21 protein-coding genes and 1 pseudogene are annotated in these 23,214 nt (G+C 43.7%); 17 read left to right on the top strand and 5 right to left on the bottom strand.

Annotation, left to right across the window (positions count from 1 at the left end):
* Positions 1-7 precede the first annotated feature (7 nt).
* Positions 8-1,918, top strand: coding sequence for a dipeptide ABC transporter ATP-binding protein (locus FSB73_RS25455; protein ID WP_225974130.1), 1,911 nt, complete (start codon positions 8-10; stop codon positions 1,916-1,918).
* A 259-nt stretch (positions 1,919-2,177) separates the two neighbouring features.
* Positions 2,178-2,411, top strand: a complete 234-nt coding sequence (locus tag FSB73_RS27740) for a transposase (protein WP_146785247.1) — start codon at positions 2,178-2,180, stop codon at positions 2,409-2,411.
* 56 nt (positions 2,412-2,467) lie between these two features.
* Here the strand turns inward: FSB73_RS27740 and FSB73_RS23525 are convergent, their stop codons facing one another.
* Complete coding sequence (locus FSB73_RS23525) at positions 2,468-2,623, bottom strand: hypothetical protein (RefSeq protein ID WP_192904076.1); 156 nt, start codon at positions 2,621-2,623, stop codon at positions 2,468-2,470.
* Between the two features lie 285 nt (positions 2,624-2,908).
* On the opposite strand from FSB73_RS23525, the gene FSB73_RS17735 reads away from it, so the two are divergent.
* Positions 2,909-3,112 (top strand): hypothetical protein, encoded by a 204-nt coding sequence (locus tag FSB73_RS17735; protein WP_146785244.1) that lies wholly within the window; start codon positions 2,909-2,911, stop codon positions 3,110-3,112.
* Positions 3,113-3,144: 32 nt separating this feature from the next.
* Here the strand turns inward: FSB73_RS17735 and FSB73_RS17730 are convergent, their stop codons facing one another.
* The 3 genes from FSB73_RS17730 to FSB73_RS17720 all read right to left on the bottom strand — a co-directional run bounded on the left by FSB73_RS17730 (position 3,145) and on the right by FSB73_RS17720 (position 7,878).
* Positions 3,145-4,020: a DUF4249 family protein gene (locus FSB73_RS17730; protein ID WP_146785241.1), complete on the bottom strand. Its 876-nt coding sequence runs from the start codon at positions 4,018-4,020 to the stop codon at positions 3,145-3,147.
* 54 nt (positions 4,021-4,074) lie between these two features.
* Positions 4,075-6,417, bottom strand: coding sequence for a TonB-dependent receptor (locus FSB73_RS17725; protein WP_146785238.1), 2,343 nt, complete (start codon positions 6,415-6,417; stop codon positions 4,075-4,077).
* A 141-nt stretch (positions 6,418-6,558) separates the two neighbouring features.
* Positions 6,559-7,878 carry a formylglycine-generating enzyme family protein gene (locus FSB73_RS17720; protein ID WP_225974129.1) on the bottom strand — a complete coding sequence of 440 codons (1,320 nt, stop codon included), beginning with the start codon at positions 7,876-7,878 and terminating at the stop codon, positions 6,559-6,561.
* A gap of 174 nt (positions 7,879-8,052) precedes the next feature.
* Between FSB73_RS17720 and FSB73_RS25450 the strand changes: the two genes are divergently transcribed.
* The 14 genes and pseudogenes from FSB73_RS25450 (at position 8,053) to FSB73_RS17660 (ending at position 21,110) form a co-directional block, all read left to right on the top strand.
* Positions 8,053-8,469, top strand: coding sequence for an ATP-binding cassette domain-containing protein (locus tag FSB73_RS25450; protein ID WP_262712373.1), 417 nt, complete (start codon positions 8,053-8,055; stop codon positions 8,467-8,469).
* Positions 8,470-8,492: 23 nt separating this feature from the next.
* A complete protein-coding gene (locus tag FSB73_RS25445; protein WP_262712372.1) occupies positions 8,493-9,677 on the top strand; it encodes an ABC-F family ATP-binding cassette domain-containing protein in 1,185 nt (394 codons plus the stop codon).
* Between the two features lie 373 nt (positions 9,678-10,050).
* The gene (locus FSB73_RS17710; RefSeq protein WP_146785235.1) at positions 10,051-10,998 is read left to right on the top strand and encodes a J domain-containing protein; all 948 of its coding nucleotides are present in this window, start codon (positions 10,051-10,053) and stop codon (positions 10,996-10,998) included.
* Positions 10,985-11,296, top strand: coding sequence for a chaperone modulator CbpM (locus tag FSB73_RS17705; RefSeq protein WP_146785232.1), 312 nt, complete (start codon positions 10,985-10,987; stop codon positions 11,294-11,296). The genes FSB73_RS17710 and FSB73_RS17705 overlap by 14 nt, the downstream gene beginning before the upstream one ends.
* Positions 11,297-11,385: 89 nt before the next feature.
* A complete protein-coding gene (locus FSB73_RS17700) occupies positions 11,386-11,922 on the top strand; it encodes a T9SS type A sorting domain-containing protein (protein WP_146785229.1) in 537 nt (178 codons plus the stop codon).
* 90 nt (positions 11,923-12,012) lie between these two features.
* A pseudogene (locus FSB73_RS25440) lies at positions 12,013-12,377 on the top strand (phosphoglucosamine mutase); the annotation flags it as partial.
* Between the two features lie 36 nt (positions 12,378-12,413).
* Complete coding sequence (locus FSB73_RS17695) at positions 12,414-13,397, top strand: phosphohexomutase domain-containing protein (protein ID WP_225974855.1); 984 nt, start codon at positions 12,414-12,416, stop codon at positions 13,395-13,397.
* Between the two features lie 170 nt (positions 13,398-13,567).
* A complete protein-coding gene (locus tag FSB73_RS17690) occupies positions 13,568-14,698 on the top strand; it encodes a cysteine desulfurase family protein (RefSeq protein WP_146785226.1) in 1,131 nt (376 codons plus the stop codon).
* Positions 14,699-14,824: 126 nt separating this feature from the next.
* A complete protein-coding gene (locus FSB73_RS17685; protein ID WP_146785223.1) occupies positions 14,825-16,093 on the top strand; it encodes a dihydroorotase in 1,269 nt (422 codons plus the stop codon).
* A gap of 11 nt (positions 16,094-16,104) precedes the next feature.
* Positions 16,105-16,671 (top strand): DUF4199 domain-containing protein, encoded by a 567-nt coding sequence (locus FSB73_RS17680; RefSeq protein ID WP_146785220.1) that lies wholly within the window; start codon positions 16,105-16,107, stop codon positions 16,669-16,671.
* Between the two features lie 143 nt (positions 16,672-16,814).
* Positions 16,815-17,762: a glycosyltransferase family 2 protein gene (locus FSB73_RS17675; RefSeq protein ID WP_225974128.1), complete on the top strand. Its 948-nt coding sequence runs from the start codon at positions 16,815-16,817 to the stop codon at positions 17,760-17,762.
* 174 nt (positions 17,763-17,936) lie between these two features.
* Positions 17,937-19,079 (top strand): pyridoxal phosphate-dependent aminotransferase, encoded by a 1,143-nt coding sequence (locus tag FSB73_RS17670; RefSeq protein WP_225974127.1) that lies wholly within the window; start codon positions 17,937-17,939, stop codon positions 19,077-19,079.
* An 812-nt stretch (positions 19,080-19,891) separates the two neighbouring features.
* Positions 19,892-20,410, top strand: coding sequence for an RNA polymerase sigma factor (locus tag FSB73_RS17665; protein WP_146785217.1), 519 nt, complete (start codon positions 19,892-19,894; stop codon positions 20,408-20,410).
* 22 nt (positions 20,411-20,432) lie between these two features.
* Positions 20,433-21,110 carry a hypothetical protein gene (locus tag FSB73_RS17660; RefSeq protein WP_146785214.1) on the top strand — a complete coding sequence of 226 codons (678 nt, stop codon included), beginning with the start codon at positions 20,433-20,435 and terminating at the stop codon, positions 21,108-21,110.
* 170 nt (positions 21,111-21,280) lie between these two features.
* On the opposite strand, the gene nagB is transcribed toward FSB73_RS17660, so the two are convergent.
* The gene (nagB, locus tag FSB73_RS17655; RefSeq protein ID WP_146785211.1) at positions 21,281-23,185 is read right to left on the bottom strand and encodes a glucosamine-6-phosphate deaminase; all 1,905 of its coding nucleotides are present in this window, start codon (positions 23,183-23,185) and stop codon (positions 21,281-21,283) included.
* Between the last annotated feature and the right edge of the window lie 29 nt (positions 23,186-23,214).

The raw sequence follows: 23,214 nt of genomic DNA, 5'->3' as shown, positions 1-23,214 counted from the left end.
CAGGCCGTTGCAGACAAATACGCATCATCAGGACAGTTCAATAAAACAGGCACAAAGCCAGCCAGGCGCTACACCCCTTGTGCAAATTAAGCACCTGAGTATTCATTTTGGTCAAGCGTCCGTGCTACGCAAGGTTAATTTAACGATTGGCACCGGCCAGACACTGGCCATTGTCGGAGAGTCCGGTAGCGGCAAATCACTCACAGCCCTTTCTCTTTTGCATTTGTTACCTTCAAATGCAGACCTTGATGGTGAGATTTTGTTGGAAAACGCCTTTAACGACCAACCATCGGATAAGCACGCGCAGACCGATATCACATTTTTGGACGCACTTTCAATGCAGCAAATCCGTGGGGCACAGATCGCCATGATCTTTCAGGAGCCCATGAGCAGTTTAAACCCGGTAATTACCTGTGGCCAGCAAATAGTGGAAGCTATTTTAGCACATACATCCATTACCTACCAGGCGGCCAAAGAAAGGACCTTGCAGCTTTTTAAAGAAGTGCAGCTGCCAGAACCAGACAAAATTTTTGCTAAATATCCCCACCAGATCAGTGGCGGTCAAAAGCAAAGGGTCATGATTGCCATGGCCATGAGTTGCGACCCCAGACTACTGATCTGCGACGAGCCTACCACAGCCCTGGATGTTATGGTGCAAAAAGAGATTCTGCAGTTAATTGATGAATTAAAGCAAAAAAACAACATGAGCGTGTTGTTTATATCTCACGATATCCAACTGGTGGCAGCCATTGCAGATCAGATTGCCGTGCTCTACAAAGGCGATCTTGTCGAAGTCGGTCCAGCTGATCAAATCATCACCCGCCCACAGCATCCCTATACCAGAGCGCTTTTATCCTGCCGACCAGGGCTCTACGAGAGTGGGCAGCGACTGCCGGTGGTCAGTGATTTTTTAGTTATTTTAAATAAGCCAGCGGGACAAACTGCTGCAGTTAAGACAGCTAGCAATGAATCAGCTCCAGATGCCACAGTTACTGCCCTTGGATCAACAACAGGCATTCAACCCCTAAAACCAGTACAAAAGCCAGAAAACCAGGGTGCGCAAATAAAGTCAAGCACACAAAGTACACAAACAAGGCTGGCAACAACAGCGGAGCATTCCACTATTTTAGCTATTGAGCACCTGCAGGTCTGGTATCCTGACACCGCACACCGCGACTTTTGGGGTAGACCCACTGGTTACCATAAAGCCATACAAGACCTTAGTCTTCAGGTAAAAAGAGGCGAGACACTGGGACTTGTCGGCGGTTCTGGCTGCGGCAAAACAACACTTGGCAGGGCAGTTATGGGCCTTACACCAGTTCATAGCGGTAAGATTCTCTATAAAGGGCAAAACTGGTTACAGAGGAACGGTAACAGCGCCAGTAAGGCCCAGCAAATGCAAATGATCTTTCAGGATCCGTATAGCGCTTTAAATCCCCGGCTAACCATTGGCCGGGCGATTGGTGAGGCCTTACAGGTACATGGTAAGCTCAGCAGCAAAGAAGTGAAAGCCATGGTATGTGAGTGGCTGGAAAAAGTAGGACTGCAGGCGGCTCATTATGACCGTTACCCCCATGAATTCAGTGGGGGCCAAAGACAAAGAATCGTGATCGCCCGGGCGCTGATCCTAAGACCTGATTTTGTAATTTGTGATGAAAGTGTATCTGCACTTGATGTCAGCGTTCAGGCGCAAATATTAAATCTATTCAACGACCTGAAAGCAGAGCTGGGTTTTACCTCCATATTTATTTCTCATGACCTGTCTGTTGTGCGTTATATCTCTGACAGAATCGCTGTCATGCATAAGGGTAGGATAGAAGAGCTGGGGCCTGCAGCCAGCGTTTATCATCATCCGGTCTCACCCTATACCGAGGCACTGCTTGCCGCTTCCAACGCTTCAATTTTACGTAAGAAATAAATACCCAAAGCAAATACTTGTTTTCTGTCAGGGCCATGAGTAAAGTACTGCGAGCCAGATTTATAGAGGAACTGAAATTTTAGCTCCCGGATCGGGTAATGCAAGATCTAATAGACAAACTCAAAAGCACGGAATGGGTGGTGTATGCAAAACGTCCATTTGGATTTGCTCACTCCGTTATTGAATACCTGGGAAGTTGAAGGTATACGCACAAAGTTGCTATTAGCAACCACAGGACGTAGGATAGAAGCAGAGTAAAGTGAGTTTTTCATATAAAGAATACAAGAAACAGGGCAAGGAAAAGAGCAAGAAAAGGACGATGTTAATTGATGTTACTGAGTTTATCAGGCGTTTTGCGATACACATTTTAGAGCGGGGCCTCGTTCGCATACGCCATTACGGGTTTCTTTGTAATGCATCAAAAAAGGATACCATTCCTTTGCTGAAACTAGCATTATGCCTTTCTTACATATTTGCTATATATTATATTTGAGACCTAGGTACAAATAGACGGGAATTTTCATCTGTTTGAATTTCAAACCGGACTTCTTAACGTTCGTGCTTTTTTTTCTCTGTTTTTTTTAGCCTTTTCAATCGTTGTTTGTCCGCTTTAATAAATTCGGAAATTTCCTTTTTCTCTTTTTCTGACAATGCCTTCCCTTTGATTACGAAGTCCACACCTTCTGGTTCTTTTATATAGCCCATAATTATCCATTTTTAAAATATTTGTCAATTAAAATCTTCGCTGCTACTGTATTTATAACCATCAATTGCGATCCATGTTGTTGAGCTTTTAATATTTTTTTGTAATGTTCAACGAGTCGACTCTTTGCCATAAAGGAGGCGTAACCTTCAAAACCTTATTGGAAAGAAACTTTAGAGGCGTAAGCAACCAAATTCCCGGCAATTCCTTTATAAAGTCCATTTTTTCCAATATTGAATGGAGCACTTTCGAGCAATTCCATATAAATGTGATCCACTTGAATCGTCATGCTAACTAAGCTGGGTTTTACCTCCATTTTTATCTCTCATGATCTGTCTGTTGTGCGTTATATCTCTGACAGAATCGCTGTCATGCATAAGGGTAGGATAGAAGAGCTGGGGCCTGCAGCCAGCGTTTATCATCATCCGGCCTCACCCTATACCCAAGTGCTGCTTGCCGCTTCCAACGCTTCAATTTTTCGTAAGAAATAAAAAAAAATAGTATAAAAAGTTCTAAACAGCCCCTACTCATCTGTAATACGGGCCGTAAAATACTGGCAAAATTCTGCACTAAAATACCCCAGCACACCAGTCTCAGCCCTGGAAGACGTAGTGGTAATATTTGTGGTAGGATTGCTGGGCGTAGCACCCAGGGTCTGCTGGTTATTTTGTAACTGGTAAAAATACTGATAAACCGGCTCGCTAATCTGAATCATGGCTACCGTCAGCGTATCGCCTAAATGGATATCAATATCTTTGGTAAAGATCGGCCGCTCATTGGGCAGGCCATCACCCACATTATCATTAAGCACATTTATACCCGGATCTTTCTTATGATTGATATATTGTTCAAACCTGTAAAAGTTTCTTACCCCTGGCGGATCTACGTACTGCGGCACCGCTGTAAAAACTGACTTGCTGTCTAGCTTGCCCGCCTCAGACAGCAAAGAAATCCCCTCAAAAGTCACTGTATCCGGCATAACAGATCTGGCACTATAGCTTTGCCCATTAACGACCACATTTAATAGATAAACATGCCCGGGTAGGGGACGTATTTTGCGACTCGGAAAATAAGGATATCCGTTTTCATCCAGCCTTGATCTTAAAGTATCAAAAACCTGCCTGCTGCTATCTGTCAACACAACCAAGCCATCCGCTAGATAGGTAAAAGCCTGTTGATTGGAAAAATCCTGGGAATAAGACAATCTTACATAAGAGCCGTCCTGCTGATTGGAGACCACCCCTTCAATCACCAGTTTAGGCGTAATTGATTTTAAAGACACAGCCACTTCTTTAGTGCAGCTGCACAGCAGCACGCACAGCAAAAAGACACCTTCTAACACAACTGCTTTCCCTCTTAATAAAGTGGCTATGAATTTATATAATGGTACCCATCTCATTGTTTATGCATTGATGCTTCCTTGTTTTATTATTGTTTATTTATTGAATATACATCAGAATTTGAAATTATAAGTCACAGAGGGCACCCACCTAAACAGGGCCGTTTGTTTGGCCACCGTTTTGCCCGGATTATTTTCATCCTGCTCAAAACGGATGATATAGGCATTTTCCCTGCCATATACATTATACAGTCCAAAACTCCAGGAAGCCGAGTAATGTTTTTTGGGTTTACACTTTAGGGTAAAATTAATATCCATACGGTGATAAAGGGGCATCCGGTAATCATTTCTATTGCCATAATAGAAGAAAGTTTGATTATTAACGCTGTACTTCGCTTCCGGAAAAGTGACAGCGTTACCAGTAGCCAGCATAAAATCACCGGCTACTTCCCAGCGCTCAGACAAAGGATACATCGCTACCACCGACAAATCATGGGTTCTGTCCTGATGGGCCTTATACCAATTACCACCACTGATGCCTGCAATTTTCTTTTCCGTTCTGGAGAGCGTATAGCTAAGCCAGCCAGTTAGCTTCCCCTGATTTTTTTTCAGATAAAGCTCCAGTCCATAAGCCCTGCCAATCCCATATAATAGCTGGGATTCCACGTCCTGGGTAGTGGTCAGATCGGCACCGTTTCTATAATCCACCTGTGCCCCCATCCATTTATAATAAGACTCTGCCTCCAATCGGTATCCTGAAAAGTCCCGGTAATACCCCAATGATATTTGGTCTGCCGTCTCGGGGCGGATATTATAACTGTCCCCGATCCATTGATCCGTGGGATTAGTAGACAGGGAGTTACTCAGTAAATGCAGGTGCTGAGAATTCCTGCTATAGGAGGCCTTCAGGCTGGCTGCATTATTTAAATGCCAGGCCACCGATAGCCGGGGTTCCGGATTCAGGTAAGTCTTGCCAATCTGACCCTGGTTTAACTGGACAGAATCCTGAGCGGTCGTGCTCTCAGGTGTATATTTATAATAAGTTCCCGGTCCCAGCACACTATAAGCGGACAGCCGGATACCTGCTGATAGTTCCAGACGGCTGCTAAGTTTGCCAGTATAATTAAGATAGAGACCGTTTTCCCAGCTATACTGCATGGATTTATATTGGGAATAATCGCTGGAATCATTGCCCCCTGAAAAATGCGTCGGATCAAACTGATGATAGATACTGCTTAGGCCCCCATGAAAATTACCGATGGCAGAATTCCAGCTAAAATCTTGTTTCAGATCCAGATCGCGGATCAGGGAGTTCAGATGGAATTTATTATTCCCGGATTTTAATAATATATTAAAGCGGTAGTCACTGAATATAAAACTGGTATTAGAGAACAGGCCATCCCCCAGAATACTACTCAGCCTGAGCGTAGCTACTTTATTGCCCCAGTCAATCATAAACTGATCTTTCAACCCCAGTTTATCCGTACCCAGGTAACCGGAAAAATATAGATGGGTTTTATCTGTAATGGCCAGATTTGCTTTTCCATTCAGGTCATAAAAATACAAAGCATTGTTTTTGACGTCCTTATTTTTACTCAGATGTAAAAATAAATCCGCATAGGTCCTGCGCCCTGTAACCAAAAAGGAGGATCTCCCTTTTTGAATCGGTCCTTCCAGACTCAGCCGACTGCTGATCAGACCGATACCGCCGGCCGCATGAAAGCTTTGATTATTGCCTTCTTTCATATGCACATCCAAAACAGAGGCCAGGCGGCCACCATAGCGCGCATCTGCACTGCCCTTAATTAAGGTGACGTCTTTAATGGCATCGCTATTAAAGGTGCTGAAAAAACCAAATAAATGCGACGCATTATAAATCGGTGCCTCATCTAATAAAATGAGGTTCTGACCAGTTGTGCCACCCCGGACATAAAAGCCAGCATTCCCATCTCCGGACTGTTTTACACCAGGCAAAAGAGAAAGCGTCTTTAAAACGTCCCTTTCCCCAAAAATCACCGGCAGCCTGGCCGCCTCTTTTATATCAATCTGACTGACACCCATTTGGGTAGGGGAGCGTTGCCTTTGTCCATTGGCATAAACCTTTACGGCGCTGCTATCCAGCGCTGCCTCAGAACTGCCAAGCGGCACTAGAGCGATTTCAAGGACTGTATCTCTTGTAAAAACCACCGGCAATAAGGTGTCCTGGTAGCCAACATGGGTTATCAAAAGTCGCCCGCCGACTGATTTTGAAACCAGGCTAAAAAAACCGTAACTATTGGTTACAGTGCCACTTATATTTTTATCCCCAAATTTGACGCTGGCACCTAAAAGTAATTCGCCGGAAGACTGATCCGTAATACGGCCGCTTATTTTTATGGCATGCACCGGCTTTTGCGCCCGGATAAGACAGGCCAACTGCAAAAAGAAAACCAATAAAATGGCCGGACGCAGCACCATAGGCTTCACTAAATTTGATGTTGCTAATTTTGGTTTTGACCGTCTCAGCAATCAGTATTCAATATTTTAAAGACTTTTGTAATCCATTTTATTCATCCAATATTTTAAAGGCCATTTTTTTCTACAGCTATTCCCATTCCATTACTTCCCTGAGCGCACGAGTCTGAATCCCAGGTTATTACTGGCGCTAGAGGGTTCTCCTTTCCCTCTTGAACCTGCTTTATACCTAATACAATACTCATCACTGCATAAAAAAGAACCGCCCCGCTGCACCCTTTGAACAAGACTCGGCTGTTCAGGATCATAGCTATCTTTGGGGCCCTGTGGATTTAGCGTTGGACTACTGCCGTAATAATCCGGACGGTAAAAATCACTGCACCACTCCCAGGCATTGCCTTCCATATCATAAAGCCCATAGGCGCTGACCGGATACTGCTCTATAGGTGCCAGCATAATATAGCCATCTTCTTTGGTGTTGTGATCCGGGAAATGTCCCTGGAAATTATTGGCCATATATTTACCCCCTGGATGCAAGTCTTTGCCCCAGTAATAATTTTCAAAATGTTTCCCTGCCCTTGCAGCATATTCCCACTCCGCTTCTGTAGGTAGTCGTTTCCCGGCCCATTTGGCATAAGCCAGACAATCCTCATAACAGACTTGTACCACGGGATAATGACCTTTGCCCTGAATAGAAGAATTTGGGCCTGTCGGATGCCGCCAGTCAGCCCCAGGTACATATTGCCACCAGGCCATGGGGTTATTTAAAGGGACCGGATGTGCTGGCGGTGAAAAAACACCGGATCCAGGCACGAGTTTATCTGCCGGAACATTTGGATAATCCTTTGGATTCAGCGGTCTTTCGGCTACCGTAATATAATGAGTGGCAGCCACAAATTTGGCAAACTGGTCATTGGTCACCTCGTGGGTATCCATGTAAAAGGAAGACACCGTGACTTTATGAATTGGCTGCGCATCGGCAAACTGATCAGATCCCATCTGAAAACTGCCCCCTTTAATGAATACCATTTTGCCACTGTCAAAATCAGCTCCGCCAGTCGTGGTGGCAGCGGCCAATTGACTGGCTCCGGCTGCGGAGTCGCCTGAGGCCCCGCCGCCGCCCATCAGTAACCCAGCCCTGGAAGGCGCTTTACACAGGGTACAATCCATGGGCATCTTACCCTGTCTGCCCTGCGTCGTTACTTGTTGCATTCCAGAGGCGCTATCTGTTAAGGATTTGTTTTTATTTTGTCTGTCATTAGAGGAGCAGCCAGAAAGTAATAAACCCATTAAAACAACAGATAGCCCGACAATAGTGAATGCAGATTGACTTTGACCATGTTTAGCAGTCGCTATTGGGACTGTCTTTTTCGCTGCAGTGCCCTGCAAAGCAGCACACGCCGCATGCAAACTTACGCGGCTTAATGCTTTGTTGGCCTTATAAAAGGAAGGTAGAAGCTTCATGTATAAATATAAAAAGTAATCTCAGCAAATCTAATGAAAGTTAAGCACAATCCCTTGGCTGGTGCTGATCCAGTTCCAAAGGGACTATCCACCTGCTGAAAACTCCTTTACCTATTTTTGGCTTTGGGTAATTCTTAGTACCTTTGCCGCTCAAAAATTATAAGTAGTAACTCCATGATTAGCGCAAGAAACATCACCCTGGCCTATGGCAAAAGGGTTCTTTTTGACGAGGTAAATATCAATTTTATCAAAGGTAACTGTTACGGGGTTATCGGAGCAAACGGTGCGGGCAAATCCACCTTTCTGAAAATCCTCTCCGGTGAGATCGAACCCAATAAGGGCCATGTGGAGATCACCCCTGGGGAAAGGCTCTCCTTTTTAAAACAGAACCAATTTGAGTTTGATAATGAAACAGTACTCAATACAGTGCTGATGGGCCACAAGAAAATGTGGGACATTATGCACAAAAAAGACGCTATCTATGCCGATCCGGATGCCACCGAGGATGATTATATGAAAGCCGGTGAACTGGAGGCTGAATTTGGAGAAATGGGGGATATGAATCAGAAAGTAACGCAGCGAACTTTCTAAGTTCGCTGGGTATCAAGGATGATATGCACCAGCTATATATGCGGGACGTTCCATCCAATATGAAAGTGCGCGTACTGCTGGCTCAGGCCTTATTCGGAAATCCGGACATCTTGCTTTTGGATGAACCGACCAACGGACTCGATATTGAAACCATTGGCTGGCTGGAAAACTTCCTGGCAGACTACCAGAACATCGTACTGGTGGTGTCCCATGACCGTCACTTCCTGGACGCCATTTGTACCCATGTGGCAGATGTGGACCGCCAGAAAATAAAAATTTATACAGGTAACTACTCTTTTTGGTATGAGTCTTCTCAGTTGATGGCCCGTCAGATTGCGGACAAGAACAAGAAAATGGAAGACAAGCGTAAAGACCTACTAGACTTTATCGCCCGCTTTAGCGCCAATGCGTCAAAATCCAAACAGGCCACTTCCAGAAAGAAAGCACTGGAGAAACTCACCATTGAAGAAATAGAACCTTCCAACAGAAAATATCCAGGGATTATTTTCCAACCCTTACGTGAGGTGGGCAATGAAATCCTGCATGTTGAGAACCTGAAAAAGACGGTGGAAGGCCGTAGTTTATTTGATAAAGTGACTTTTGACATCAAAAAAGGAGAGAAAATTGCCTTTTTAAGTAAGGATCCAATGGCCGTGTCCGCCTTTTTTGATATTATTAATAACGAAGCTCAGGCAGATGGCGGGCAATTCCAATGGGGCACGACCATCACAAAAGCTTATTTACCCATTGAGAACGCGAAATATTTTGAAAAGGGCTTGCCCCTGCTGGATTGGCTGCGTCAATACGTTCCTGCCCATGTTACCGAGGCAGATGAACCTTTCTTAAGAGGCTTCTTTGGCAAAATGCTCTTTGCCGGGGATGATATCCTGAAAAAAACAGATGTACTTAGTGGGGGAGAAAAAGTAAGGTGTATGGTATCTCGTATGATGCTCCAAAACCCCAATGTGATTGTCCTTGATCAGCCCACCAACCACCTGGATCTGGAAAGCATTCAAAGCTTCAATGAAAGCTGTATTAACTTCCCAGGCATTGTACTGCTCACCTCTCATGACCACACTTTTATGGAAACCGTAGCAAACAGGGTGATTGAACTGACACCTAAAGGTATTATCGATCGACTGATGACTTTCGATGAGTACCTGCAGGATGCAAGGGTAAAAGAACTCAGAGCAGAAATGTACAGCTAACACGGGGCCAAAAAAGGCACCACAGTTTAACATAGATACTAAACAAGGAGCGGATAGGAGATGTTTTCAACCAAAACATGCTTATCCGCTCCTTTTTTGCCTGGTTATAATAACAAAAGAGGCGATTTAGCAGAAGCTTATGTTGATTTTGACAATATAAGTTGGGTGTTTTTCCATGAATCCATTATCTTAGAGTGACTATTTGATATGTATAAAAATTGGATAAAGTGGTGGATAAAGCGATTATAACAAGGGCCTTTTAAGCGTAGCGAGGTCACAGCTTATTATGCGCTTCATTTGTTGAAGTCTTTTAATTTGATCGTTTTTTTGACCGTTATTTGATTATTCAAAAAAGAAGTAAGCAATAACCTACATGGAATATATAGACTATTACAACATACTCGGGCTGAAAAAAAACGCTTCAGCCGAAGAAATTAAAAAGGCCTACCGCAAACTGGCCAGAAAATACCATCCGGACCTGAACCCGGAAGATGAAGAGGCTAAAAAGAAGTTCCAACAGATCAATGAAGCCCATGAAGTGCTCAGTGACCCTGAAAAGCGCAAAAAATACGATCAGTACGGTCAGAACTGGAAAGAAAGCGAGGCCTATGAAAAGGCACGTAAGTCTGGTCAAGGCGCCGCTCAGGAAGGATTTGGCGGGCATTATAGCAGCGGCAGTTATCACACAGGCGGGGGTGCCGGTTTTGACGACTACGACTTCTCAGATTTCTTTTCCTCCATGTTTGGCGGTGGAGGTGGCGGCGGCGGCGAAACCAGGGGCGGCCAGCGCCGGGGTTACCGGGGTCAGGACATCCAGGCACAGTTTCCACTGGATTTACGCCAGGCCTACCATACCCATAAGCAAGTCTTTACGGTAGGGGGAAAAAATATCCGCATCACCATACCTGCCGGTGTAGAAGACCAGCAGGTCATCCGCCTCAAAGGTCATGGCAGTCCCGGCATCAACGGCGGACCTGCCGGTGATCTGTATATTACCTTTACTATTCAACCGGATCCGAACTTTAAACGCATAGGCAGCGACTTATATGCCACCCAGCAGATCCCGCTCTATACAGCCATACTGGGCGGAGAAATACTTGTAAACACACTGGATGGCCAGGTAAAACTAAAAGTAAAACCAGAAACCCAGGATGGCAAAAAAGTGAAACTTGCAGGCAAAGGTTTTGCGGTTTACAAAAAAGAAGGCAGTTTTGGCGATTTATATATTACCTACAAAATCCTTATTCCGACTCATTTAACCGAGGAAGAAAAAGCGCTATTTACCCAACTTCAAAAAATCAACCCGCATGGAAGCAAATAATAATAACTCTATAGAGACCATACCGGTTACAAATCTTTGCATTCACTATAAGATCGAAACAGCGTTTTTTGAGCGCCTGGAGTCTTTTGGACTGATTAACCTGATACACCAGGACCAGACACCCGCCATTGCGGTTGAAAGTATCAAAGAAATTGAAAGATGGATCCATCTCCATTATGACCTGAATATCAATATGGAAGGATTGGATGCAATTGCCCATATATTACGACGGATGGAACTGCTGCAATCTGAACTGGCTAAGGCAAAAAGCAGACTACGCAGTATGGAAGGATTGTAAATTAGGCGAATATAGTTTTTTGCAATTATTAACCGTCCAGGTGGTGGTTTTGGATCAAAATGTATTAACTTTGCTTAACAATTTGGGTAATGGATATATTTTTACGTAATAAATTAAGGCATCCTCTGGCATATGAGACCCGCACCGTAAAACGGCTGCGGTCTGTTGTCTGCTTGGTTACAGCAGGCCTTACCCTTTTAATGAGCGTCATCTTTGGTTCCCTTAACCAGCTGCATGCCGCAAGTGTCGCTTCCAGTCTTTGTGCATTGAACACCCCTTCGGCCAGCACGACTACCGCCCCGTTAACGAATGCTTTAACGACCGCTTTATCTAACCCTTTTAACATGGATTTGAGTGATAATTTATTTGATACGGCCAAGAGGCAAGTATCCTGTTATCCCAATCCGGCAATTTCCTATATCAATTTTAAGTTTGAGAAAACCGTTCCAAAGGATGCGAAACTGTTTGTTTTCAGTTTCACCGGAAGGAAAATGACGGAACTGGCCCTTACTGGTGCCGTTATTAAAGTCTCCCTGGATAATTACTATCGGGGATTATATGTTTATCAGCTTAGAAGTGCCGGTGGCGCAATTATGGAAAGCGGCAAATTCCAGGTTAAGAACTGACAGTGATTTTTCACAAATGAAAAATGGAAGCGAATTTGGACCTACGTGTGAACACCTATTATAGATCAACTTACAATTCAACAAAGCATTATGCCCTTAATTAAAAGTATTTCAGGGATCCGCGGTACTATAGGCGGAAAACCCGGAGAGACCTTGAGCCCTTTAGATGTCGTAAAATTTGCAGCCGCCTATGGAACATGGATCAAGCAAAATAATGAGACCAATAGTAAAATTGTCGTAGGAAGAGATGGCAGGATCAGCGGAGAGATGGTTCAGCGCCTAGTCGTATCCACCTTGAACAGCGTTGGCCTGGACGTCATTGATGTTGGTCTGAGTACCACCCCACCGTTGAAATGGCGGTTAAATTTGAAGATGCAGCCGGTGGTATTATCCTGACTGCCAGCCATAATCCCAAAGAGTGGAATGCGTTGAAATTACTTAATCAGGACGGCGAGTTCATCAGCGGCGCCGATGGCGCAGCTATCCTGGAAATGGTGGAAAAAGAGGATTTTAATTTTGTCGGTGTGGATAAGCTCGGTAGCTATGCGATCAACGAAACGGTGCTAGCCAAGCATATAGACGTCATTACCAAATATCCTTTGGTAAAACCTGAGGCTATTAAGGAAAAAGGATTTAAAATTGTTGTGGATGCGATTAACAGTACGGGCGCTATTGCGGTACCCGAACTATTAAAAGCACTGGGTGTTAATGAAAGCGATATCTTTATTTTAAATGAAGAGGTCAATGGTAAATTTGCACATAACCCGGAACCCTTGCCAGAACACCTCAATAGCCTGCGCAATGAAGTAAAGCAACAAAAAGCAGACTTAGGCATCGCAGTAGATCCGGATGTGGACCGCCTTTGTTTTGTCAGCGAAGATGGCTCACTTTTCGGTGAAGAATATACGTTAGTGGCAATCGCCGATTACGTACTGCAACATAAAAAAGGAAATACCGTCAGCAACATGTCCTCTACCAGGGCCCTTCGTGATGTAACAGAAAAGGCAGGCGGTCAGTATTTTGCCAGCCCAGTAGGAGAGGTAAATGTGGTGCAGAAAATGAAGGAAGTAAGTGCGGTGATTGGCGGTGAAGGCAATGGTGGCGTTATTGTGCCGGACCTGCATTACGGCCGGGATGCCTTAATTGGCATTGCGCTATTCCTATCCATGATGACTGAACGCAAAAGTGTACATCAATTGCGCATTCAATACCCCAATTATTTTATCTCAAAAAATAAAATTGAACTGGAAAACGGCATTAATGTATCACGAATATTTGACCAGATCAAAACCAAATACAAGAACAATCCCATCAATCAGGAAGATGGCCTGAAAATAGAATTCGATAAAGACTGGGTACACCTGCGCACCAGTAATACCGAACCTATTGTCAGAATTTATGCAGAGAGTTCTTCTCCCACAACAGCAGAGAATATTGCCAAGCGTATCATGCAGGATATCAAAGAGGCCATGTAAGTCTAAGTGACTGATCCAGGGCTTCATATACAGCTAAAGGCAACCAACTTATTAATTTAAGGTACGGTTGTATTAGAATAGCAAGTATCTTTGCCAAAATTTAATTAAAAAGCGTACAATTAAATTGTACGCTTTTTGGTTAAAACAATGATTAAAATACTAAGAAAGAAATGTCTAATCGTATCTACTTTGATAATGCAGCTACGACCGCTCTTGACAAGGAAGTCCTTGACGCCATGCTGCCTTATCTGACCACTCATTTTGGTAATCCGTCCTCCATATACAGCTATGGCCGTGAAACCCGGCTGGCTGTTGAAAATGCCCGCAAATCTGTGGCAAAAATATTAGGGGTTCATCCGGCAGAAATTTTCTTTACCAGCGGAGGAACAGAAAGCACGAATACCGCCATTACCGCTGCCGTCAGAGATTTAGGGTGTACCCGTATTATCACTTCTCCATTAGAGCATCATGCCACCATGCACTGCACCGAAGCCTTCCACAAAAGAGGGGAAGTGAGGCTAGAGCATGTAAATATTTTACCGAATGGACATATCGATTTGGAGGACCTTGAAACCAGGCTGTCCTGCACAACGGATAAAACGCTTATTACCCTGATGCATGCCAATAATGAGATCGGCAATTTACTCAATGTGGAAAAAGTCGGCATTTTAGCCCAGCAATACGGCGCCATTTTTCACTGCGATACCGTTCAGACGGTAGGCCACTATCCGCTGGATTTAAAAAAGCTTAAAGTGCACTTTACCAGCGCAGCCGGTCATAAGTTCCACGGCCCAAAAGGTATTGGCGTCCTGTATGTAAATGAAGATATCAAAATCCATCCTTTTATTGAAGGTGGTGCACAGGAACGCAATATGCGGGCCGGCACCGAAAATATTTATGGCATCGTAGGCTTTGCCAAAGCCCTTGAAATGGCCATGGCGAACTATGAAACGGAAAGAAAACATATTCAGGCCATTAAAGATTATATGATCCAGCGGCTGGAAAATGAGTTTGAAGGGGTGCGCTTTAATGGCGACACGAGGGGTGAGAGTCTGTATACCGTATTAAGCGTTAGTTTTCCGGAAACAGAGAAAACAGAAATGCTGCTTTTTAATCTGGACATCCACCATATCTGTGTTTCCGGAGGTAGTGCCTGCTCCAGTGGGGCCAGCCTCGGCTCGCATGTCATTAATTCCCTGTATCCTGCAGACAAGATCGTGCCGGTTAGGTTTTCCTTCTCAAAATATAATACGATCCAAGAAGCTGATCAGGTCATAGACACCTTAAAAGCACTACTTTAACAGCCTTACAGTCAAAACCTGCATAAAAAAGCCATCAAAAACTTTCCTGGTGGCTTTTTTATGTCCTGATAGGCCTTTATATTCTGAAATTAGCTTGTATATTGCGTTAAATTTCTACTTGCAGTTATGGACATCCTCATTAAGAACCTGAATTTCCCCAAAAATGTACATCAAGAACTGTCCAATGGAGATATCCTGATCCGGGACGGTAAAATCACTGAAATTGCCCCCTCCATTGCGCCGGCTAAGGACGATAATCTGGAAATACTGGATGCAGCAGGAGGCTATGTGAGTCCAGGCTGGGTGGAAATTTTTTCGGATTTTGCAGATCCGGGTTACGAGTTTAAGGAGGATTTAACCAGTGGGGCTGCTGCCGGCTTTGCAGGCGGCTTTACCCACGTTTTTTTATTACCCTCTACACATCCCGTCGTAGATAGTAAGTCACAGGTACGCTATATTATAGAAAAGGCAGCCCGGTTGCCCATTAAGCTCTATCCAATTGGCGCTATTTCTAAGGGACTAGAAGGCAGGGAACTCTCTGAAATGTATGATATGGCCGCCAGCGGCGCCATTGCGTTCTCTGATGGCAAAGCCCCGCTGCAATCTGCCGGGCTTTTACTAAAAGCACTGCAATACGTTAAGGCCGAAGGCCAGGTGCTCATCCAAATGCCCTTTGACAAGACAATCGGCACTTTTGGGCTGATCAATGAAGGCATTACTTCCACACGTCTTGGATTGCCAGGCTTGCCGGCAATTGCCGAGGAGCTGATGATCCAAAGAGATATTGAACTGGTCCGCTATACGGAAAGCAAGCTGCATTTTACAGGAATTGCTTCTAAAAAATCTGTGGATTTAATTGCACGAGCGAAAAAGCAAGGCCTGCCAGTTACCTGCAGTGTTACACCGCATCACTTGCTTTTTACAGACGAGGATCTGACGAGTTACGACACCAATCTGAAAGTTAATCCGCCCCTCAGAACGACAGAAGACAGGGAAGCTTTAAGGGAAGGCGTTAAAAACGGCGTTATTGACGCAATTGCCACCCAACATTTTGCAGAGCATGCAGATGATAAGGTGCGTGAATTTGAATATGCCAAAAACGGCATGATTGGCCTTCAGACCACTTATAGCGTTTTAATGGAAGCGATGCCAGATATCAGCCCGGAAAGGGTAGTAGAACTACTTAGCCTGGGAGCAAGATCTATCTTTGGCCTGGATACTGACAGTTTAAAACTAGGTCAGCAGGCTGATCTGACTATTTTTCATCCAACAAAAAAGAGTACTTTTACCAAAGCGGCCAATAAAAGTAAGGCAGCGAACAGCCCTTATTTTGACAGAGCACTTAAAGGCAAGGTACTGGCAACGATATCGCGCAATCAAATTACTAAAAACTAAACGTTATTACAATGGAAGAAAAGAAAGGCAAACTCTGGGAAAAAGGGATCTTAATTGCACTGGTTTTGATCGTACTGCAGTTGATTTTGCATTTTACCGGTCAGGATAAAAATACCGCTTTGGGGCTGGTAAGCATCCTGATTTTTTTAGCCGGCATTATCTATGTAACGATTTTATACAGCAAGGACTTAAATGGCCAGGTCACTTTTGGCAATCTCTTTGCACATGGCTTTAAAATAGCCGCCATTGTCGCGCTGATCATGTTGGTCTGGGCCATACTCATGTATAAAGTTATTTTCCCAGATATGGAGGATAAGATTATGCAGATCCAAAGAGAAGCCTTACTAAAAAAAGGATTAACTGATCAACAGGTAAGTGATAGCCTTGCCGTCAGTAAAAAGTTTTTTATGACCTTTATGGTGGCTGGTACGGTTTTGTATTATATTGTGCTGGGCGCCATTGGTGCACTGCTAGGCGGCGCATTTTCCAAAAGAATACCGGCGGGTGCATCCCCTTTCCAGGATCAACCCGGTTCTACGCAGCCACCGGCAGATCCATCAGGACAGTTGCCCCAGTAGCGTAAACGCGCATACCCTGGCACATGAAAACTGGCTATATATTTGATATATGGACCGTAAAATAACCCGGTCACTATGGTGGCCGTATGACACAGGCTGTTGCATAAACAGTCATAAAAAATTTGTATTAGCAGAAGCGTTTTATGATAGATATATCCGTAATTGTTCCTTTATTCAATGAAGATGAATCCCTGCCGGAACTAGCAGACTGGATCACCAGGGTCATGAAGGAAAATAATTTTACCTATGAAGTGATTATGGTGGATGATGGCAGCACAGATAACAGCTGGCAGGTCATCCAGTCCATCTCTAAAATCAATACGAACTTTAAAGGGATTAAGTTTCAGCGCAATTACGGAAAATCAGCGGCCCTCAACGAAGGCTTTAAGGTCGCATCAGGTTCCGTGGTGATTACCATGGATGCCGATTTGCAGGACAGTCCCGATGAGATACCTGAGCTTTATCAGATGATTAATGAGCAGGGTTATGATCTGGTCAGTGGCTGGAAGAAAAAACGCTTTGATAATAAACTGACCAAAAACCTGCCCTCTAAATTATTTAATGCAGCGGCCAGGCGTAGCTCCGGCATTAAACTTCATGATTTTAATTGTGGATTAAAGGCTTATAAAAATAAAGTTGTCAAGAGCATTGAAGTGTATGGCGAAATGCACCGTTATATCCCGGTGCTGGCCAAGTGGGCCGGTTTTAGAAAGATCGGAGAGAAGGTAGTCGAGCATCGTGCCCGTAAATTTGGGGTCACGAAGTTTGGTCTGGAGCGTTTTGTCAATGGTTTTTTGGATTTGGGTACCATTTCCTTTATCAGCCGCTTTGGCAAACGTCCTATGCACTTTTTCGGACTTTACGGCAGCCTTTGTTTTCTGATTGGCTTTGTCATCAGTATCGTACTGATTATTAATAAATTTATTCATCCTTTCCAGGGCCTTACCAATAGCCCACCTTTTTTTATTGCCCTGACAGCTATGGTCATAGGGATGCAGCTTTTTCTGGCGGGATTTATCGGGGAGCTGATAGCCAGAAACGGTGCGGACCGTAATAAATACCTGATAGAACAGCGCCTGGGATTGGATTAATGTAATACTGATAAAGTAAAGCATAAGATCAATGCCCTTAGGCCCCCTCAACTATTTTTACTTAAAAAAACGAATGACGGGTAGTTTTTGTATTACCTTTGCCGGCGATGCAGTTAAAATGTCTTTGTTTTTTATAGCTGCAATCCCTACTAATGAATTGAATAAGTGCAATATATGTCTAGTTTATCTATAAGCCAAAGAGGCATTGAAATGCCGGCTTCCCCTATACGCAAACTGGTGCCCTTTGCTGAAAATGCCAAACAAAAGGGCATCCATGTCTATCACTTAAATATCGGTCAACCCGATATTGAGACCCCACCTGCCGCCATGGATGCGGTGAGGCACAACCATATGCGGGTCCTGGAATACACGCACAGTGCAGGAAATGAATCTTACCGCCAAAAACTCGCGCTTTATTATAAAAGCATTGGAATAGATGTTAGTTCAGAGGAGATTCTGATTACCACAGGCGGCTCGGAGGCCATCTTTTTTAGCTTTCTGGCCTGCCTGAATCCGGGAGATGAGGTCATTATTCCTGAACCATTTTATGCCAATTATAACGGTTTTGCGGTGGAGGCCGGCGTATCCGTGGTTCCGGTACCTTCCAGCATTCAAGATGGTTTTGCCCTGCCGCCTGTCAGTGACTTTGAAAAACTGATTACCGACAGGACGAAAGCTATTATTATTTGCAACCCTAATAATCCCACTGGATATCTGTATAGCCCGGAAGAAATGCATAATCTTAGAGATATCATATTAAAGCATAACCTGTATCTTTTCTCCGATGAGGCTTACCGGGAGTTCAGCTATGGCGACACGCCTATCAGCGCTATGTCCTTAAAAGGGGCAGAGCAAAATGTGATCCTGACAGATACAATCAGTAAGCGCTACAGTGCCTGCGGTGCCAGAATGGGAGCCCTGGTCACTAAAAACAAGGAAGTCCTTGAAACGGTGCTGAAATTTGCGCAGGCAAGGCTTAGCCCGCCGGGATTTGCCCAGATTTTGGGAGAGGCCGCTACAGAGCTGCCCGCTGATTATTTTGAGGGGACCCGCCAGGAATATAAAAACAGAAGAGACGCCCTGGTTAGGCGCCTAAATGCCATGGAAGGGGTGTTTTGCCCCAATCCAGGTGGCGCATTTTATGCCATGGCCAGTTTGCCGGTAGCAGACTCCGAAGATTTCTGCAGATGGTTATTGGAAGATTTCTCTTATAATAATCAAACACTTATGATGGCACCCGCCCCAGGATTTTATGCCACCCCGGACTTGGTAAAAACGAGGTCCGGCTGGCCTATGTGCTCAATGTCCAGGAGATAGAAAAAGCGATGGATTGTTTAGAACAGGCACTTAAAGTGTATCCAAAGGCAACGATTAAACAGTAAGCATGCAGTTTTTTTCAATTTAAAGTCAATTTTACATATTCTTAGTTTTTTACTAACAAATTCTGCCCTATCTTTGTGCCACAAAAGTGATAAAGAGCGGTTTTCAGACGGAAATGGAGTAAAACAACAACTCAAGATAAGCAATTGATTCGTGTTACAAAAATCCTGGAAGTAAACGCAATTTGAAATAACGGTTCGCGAATATTAGATGGAATTTTCTGCAAAGTTTATTACATCAAATACGCAAAAAAAACTTCAAAAAAAGTTCAAAACCGATTAAACCTTTTGGAGCGTCACTGGTCAAAAAAACATTGGCAAGCAAGCGCAAAAACAGTAGAATTAAAAAAGTAGAATTATAAGATATTTGACACTGATTTTTTAAGATTATTAATAATCAGTTACCTTTTTTTCATATGGCAAGCAATCGAAGACGGTCTGTGGTTTCTACCACGGACCTTTCTTTTTGTCAGCACTTTAAAAGGGATTGTAACATTAGCTACCTTTTAATTTTGCCCCGAGTCAAAATTAAGCCTGACTATATTGTTCTATTTTTCCTCCTTATTCAAAATCTTCAATTGTTGAAACCATTTTCCGTGATTAATCCCCAAGTTTTTGTGTTGATCCATAAAATATTTTAAAAAACTGTGACATTTTGCTACCTGCTGCGTTTTATAGTATGGGAGCATGACGTTCTAAAGACTATACATACATTCATAACAGTTTACTTTATGACAAATGGATCATTTAATGGATAAACAATCAGCCATTTATACCGCCTTTTTAAAAGAATTGGAGACCCATAAAGGCATCATTTATAAAATCTCTTATAGCTTTTGTAAAACCAAAGCTGATTGCCAGGATTTAACCCAGGAAATCATCATTAAACTCTGGCAGTCTTTTGGTACGTATCGCTCCTTTAGTAAAACCTCAACATGGATTTACAGGGTCTCCTTGAATACTGCGATTTCTTTTTACCGAAAGGAAAAGACCAGAAACAGGATTATAACCACCACCCATGATTCTCTTTTGCAATTGGCTGAAGCAGCGCCAGCTGCAAATAGGGAGACAGATGAAAAAATCGCCTACCTGCATCAATTTCTATTGGCGTTAAAAGAAATGGACCGGGCGCTCATGATTTTGTACCTGGAAGGAAAAGCCCTTAAAGAGATTGCAGAAATTATGGGCATATCTCCAACCAATGTCTCCACAAAAATAAATAGAATCAAAGTGGTATTGAAAGAGCGGTTTTCTAAACTTAATTTTTAAATCAACATCAAAATCGACCAATATGGAACAGGTAAATCTAGGACAATTATGGCAAGAACAAACCAGTAAAATAAACCAGGCCATTGCCTTAAACGAGCAAGTATTACAACAAATCCTCGGGCAAAAAGCAGCGTCCGTCACACAACAGTTTAAAGGCTTTAAAATCAGGGGCATTATAATAGCGATACTCTACTTATTTATTTTAGGTTCGGCGCTATGCTATGCAGCGGTTCATTTTAACCGTTCTGCCAGTTATTTTATGGTCTCTGTAGCAGCGATTTTTCTGATTAATGTTAAGGCATTGGCTGACTATATTAAACATTTAGTCTGGGCAAATAAAGTAGATTTTGATGGACCTGTTATTGCCATACAAGAACAACTGGCAAGACTTGAGCTCTCTTTATTTAGGCATACCCGTATCATGATCCTGCAACTTCCTTTTTGGACAACCTTTTATCTGAGCCCCGCCTGGTTCCCGGCTGGCACCAGCCTTGGCTGGATTATTTTCCAAGTAACCATAACAGGGTTATCAATTTTTATTACCTACTGGCTTTATAAAAATCTACGAATACAAAATGCGCACTATAAATGGGTCAGAATTTTAATTGAGGGAGCTGGCGGCAAATCTGTTTATAAAGCCTTGGCGATTTGTCAACAAATTAACTCGTACCAGGCCATGGAGCAATCAATAAACCGGTAAAGCCGAAACTTCCTAATGCACCCTTTTCCACCATGCAAATTAGACTGTGTTTATCTTCTATCCAACTAAAAATGCGCTGCACATCAAACAAAAAAGGGCATTACCGATATTTTAATGGATATACAGTAATGCCCTTTTTGCTTATTTCAATAAAAATAAAGCTTTATGCCTTAAAAGTGCCAGCGTACAAACGCCTCCATCGCTGCATATTGCGTCAGACCAAGCTGCGCATATAATCCAGCGGTATTAGCATTACGCTCTTCAGCCCTTTGCCAGAATTCACGGCTGTCAGAGCCCTGGAACGGCACGGAGTCTTTTTGGGACTGATGGATAAAGATACCATAACGTTTCTTTTTTACCTGATCCGGACTCATAGGGACAGCCATTTCTATTTCAGCAATATCCCATTCCTGCCAGGCACCCTTATAGAGCCATACCCAACAATCTTTCACCCAGCTATCGCCTTGTTGCTTGAGTCTTCTCATGCTCTCAAAAATAATATCCAGGCAAACTTTATGGGTACCATGTGGATCGGCCAGGTCACCTGCACAGTAAACCTGTTGCGGCTTAATTTTTCTTAATAGCTCCATAGTCACCTTAATATCATCTTCTCCCATCGGTTTTTTCTCGATAGTTCCGGTCTCATAAAAAGGCAGATTCATAAAATGAATCTGGTCATCATGGAGTCCCACATATTTTGAGGTGGCTTTTGCTTCACAACGGCGGATCAGTCCTTTTACGGAACGGATGATCTCTGTATCTATATCGTTTGTCTTTTTCGTCGCGATAAAGTCCTGCGCTTCTTTGAGTATTTTATTACTGGTAGAGGCGTCCTGCCGGGTCAGTTGATCAAAACCAACGGCAAAATCCAGAAAACGAGTCACAAATTCATCAGTGACCGCAATATTACCACTGGTCTGATAGGCGACATGTACATTATGCCCTTGGTCGTGGAGTCGCATAAAAGTCCCGCCCATGGAAATAATATCATCGTCGGGATGTGGTGAAAATATCAGACAAGTTTTTGGATATGGATTGGAACGTTCAGGGTGGTTGGCACGGGGTTCACCAGGCTTACCGCCCGGCCAGCCTGTAATAGAATCACGCAACATATAGAATACCTGCAAATTAATCTCATAGGCATCTCCGTTATCGGCCAAAAGATCACTTAGGCCGTTTTCATTATAATCATTGTTGGTTAAACTAAGGATCGGTTTGCCGATTTTAAGTGCCATGGCGACCACGGCTCTACGCATGAGCCCATCTGTCCATTCAACATTGCCGCACATCCAGGGAGATTTAAAGCGGGTCAGCTCACTAGCTGCCAGCTCATCGATCACAAAAGTGCAGTTGTTATGCATTTGCAGATAACTGGCTGGCACCTGATCGGTAACAGGACCTTCTACGGCCATCACGACCGTTGGCGCTTTATTACCCCAGGCCAGCAGCACAATTCTTTTGGATTTCATGATCGTGCCCAGCCCCATGGTAATCGCCAGACGAGGTACTTTGCTCAGGTTGACAAAATCACGGCAGTTCGCAATACGCGTATTGTTATCCAGGATAAGCAGCCTTGTTTTGGAAAAAAGGCTGGACCCTGGTTCATTAAACCCGATATGGCCATTATGCCCAAGTCCTAACAACTGCAGATCAATGCCACCTGCCTGGTCGATCATATTTTCATACTGTTCACAGGCTGCACGGACGTCGGCCTTTGCGAGTTCTCCATTGGGCATATGGATATTTGCCGGATCCATATCCACATGATCGAATAAATGCTGATGCATGAAAATCCAGTAGCTGTTGATAGAGTCTCTGCTAATGGGATAATACTCATCCAGATTGAAAGAAACCACGTTTTTAAAACTCAGGTTTTCTTCTTTGTGCATGCGCACTAGCTCAGCATACAACTGGATAGGGGTGGAGCCGGTGGCCAGGCCCAGTACACATTTTTCATTTTTAGCCGCCTTCTCCCTGATTAAATCAGCAATTTCTTTGGCAACTGCCAAAGAGCCTTCATCGGGAGTTTTGTAAATTTCCACAGGGATTTTCTCAAAAGAGTCAACCATGTTCATAATTAATTTGGAATTTGATGGGTGAATGT

Source organism: Arachidicoccus ginsenosidivorans (assembly GCF_007971385.1).
Classification (GTDB): domain Bacteria; phylum Bacteroidota; class Bacteroidia; order Chitinophagales; family Chitinophagaceae; genus Arachidicoccus; species Arachidicoccus ginsenosidivorans.
This window is presented reverse-complemented; position numbering and strand designations above follow the sequence as displayed.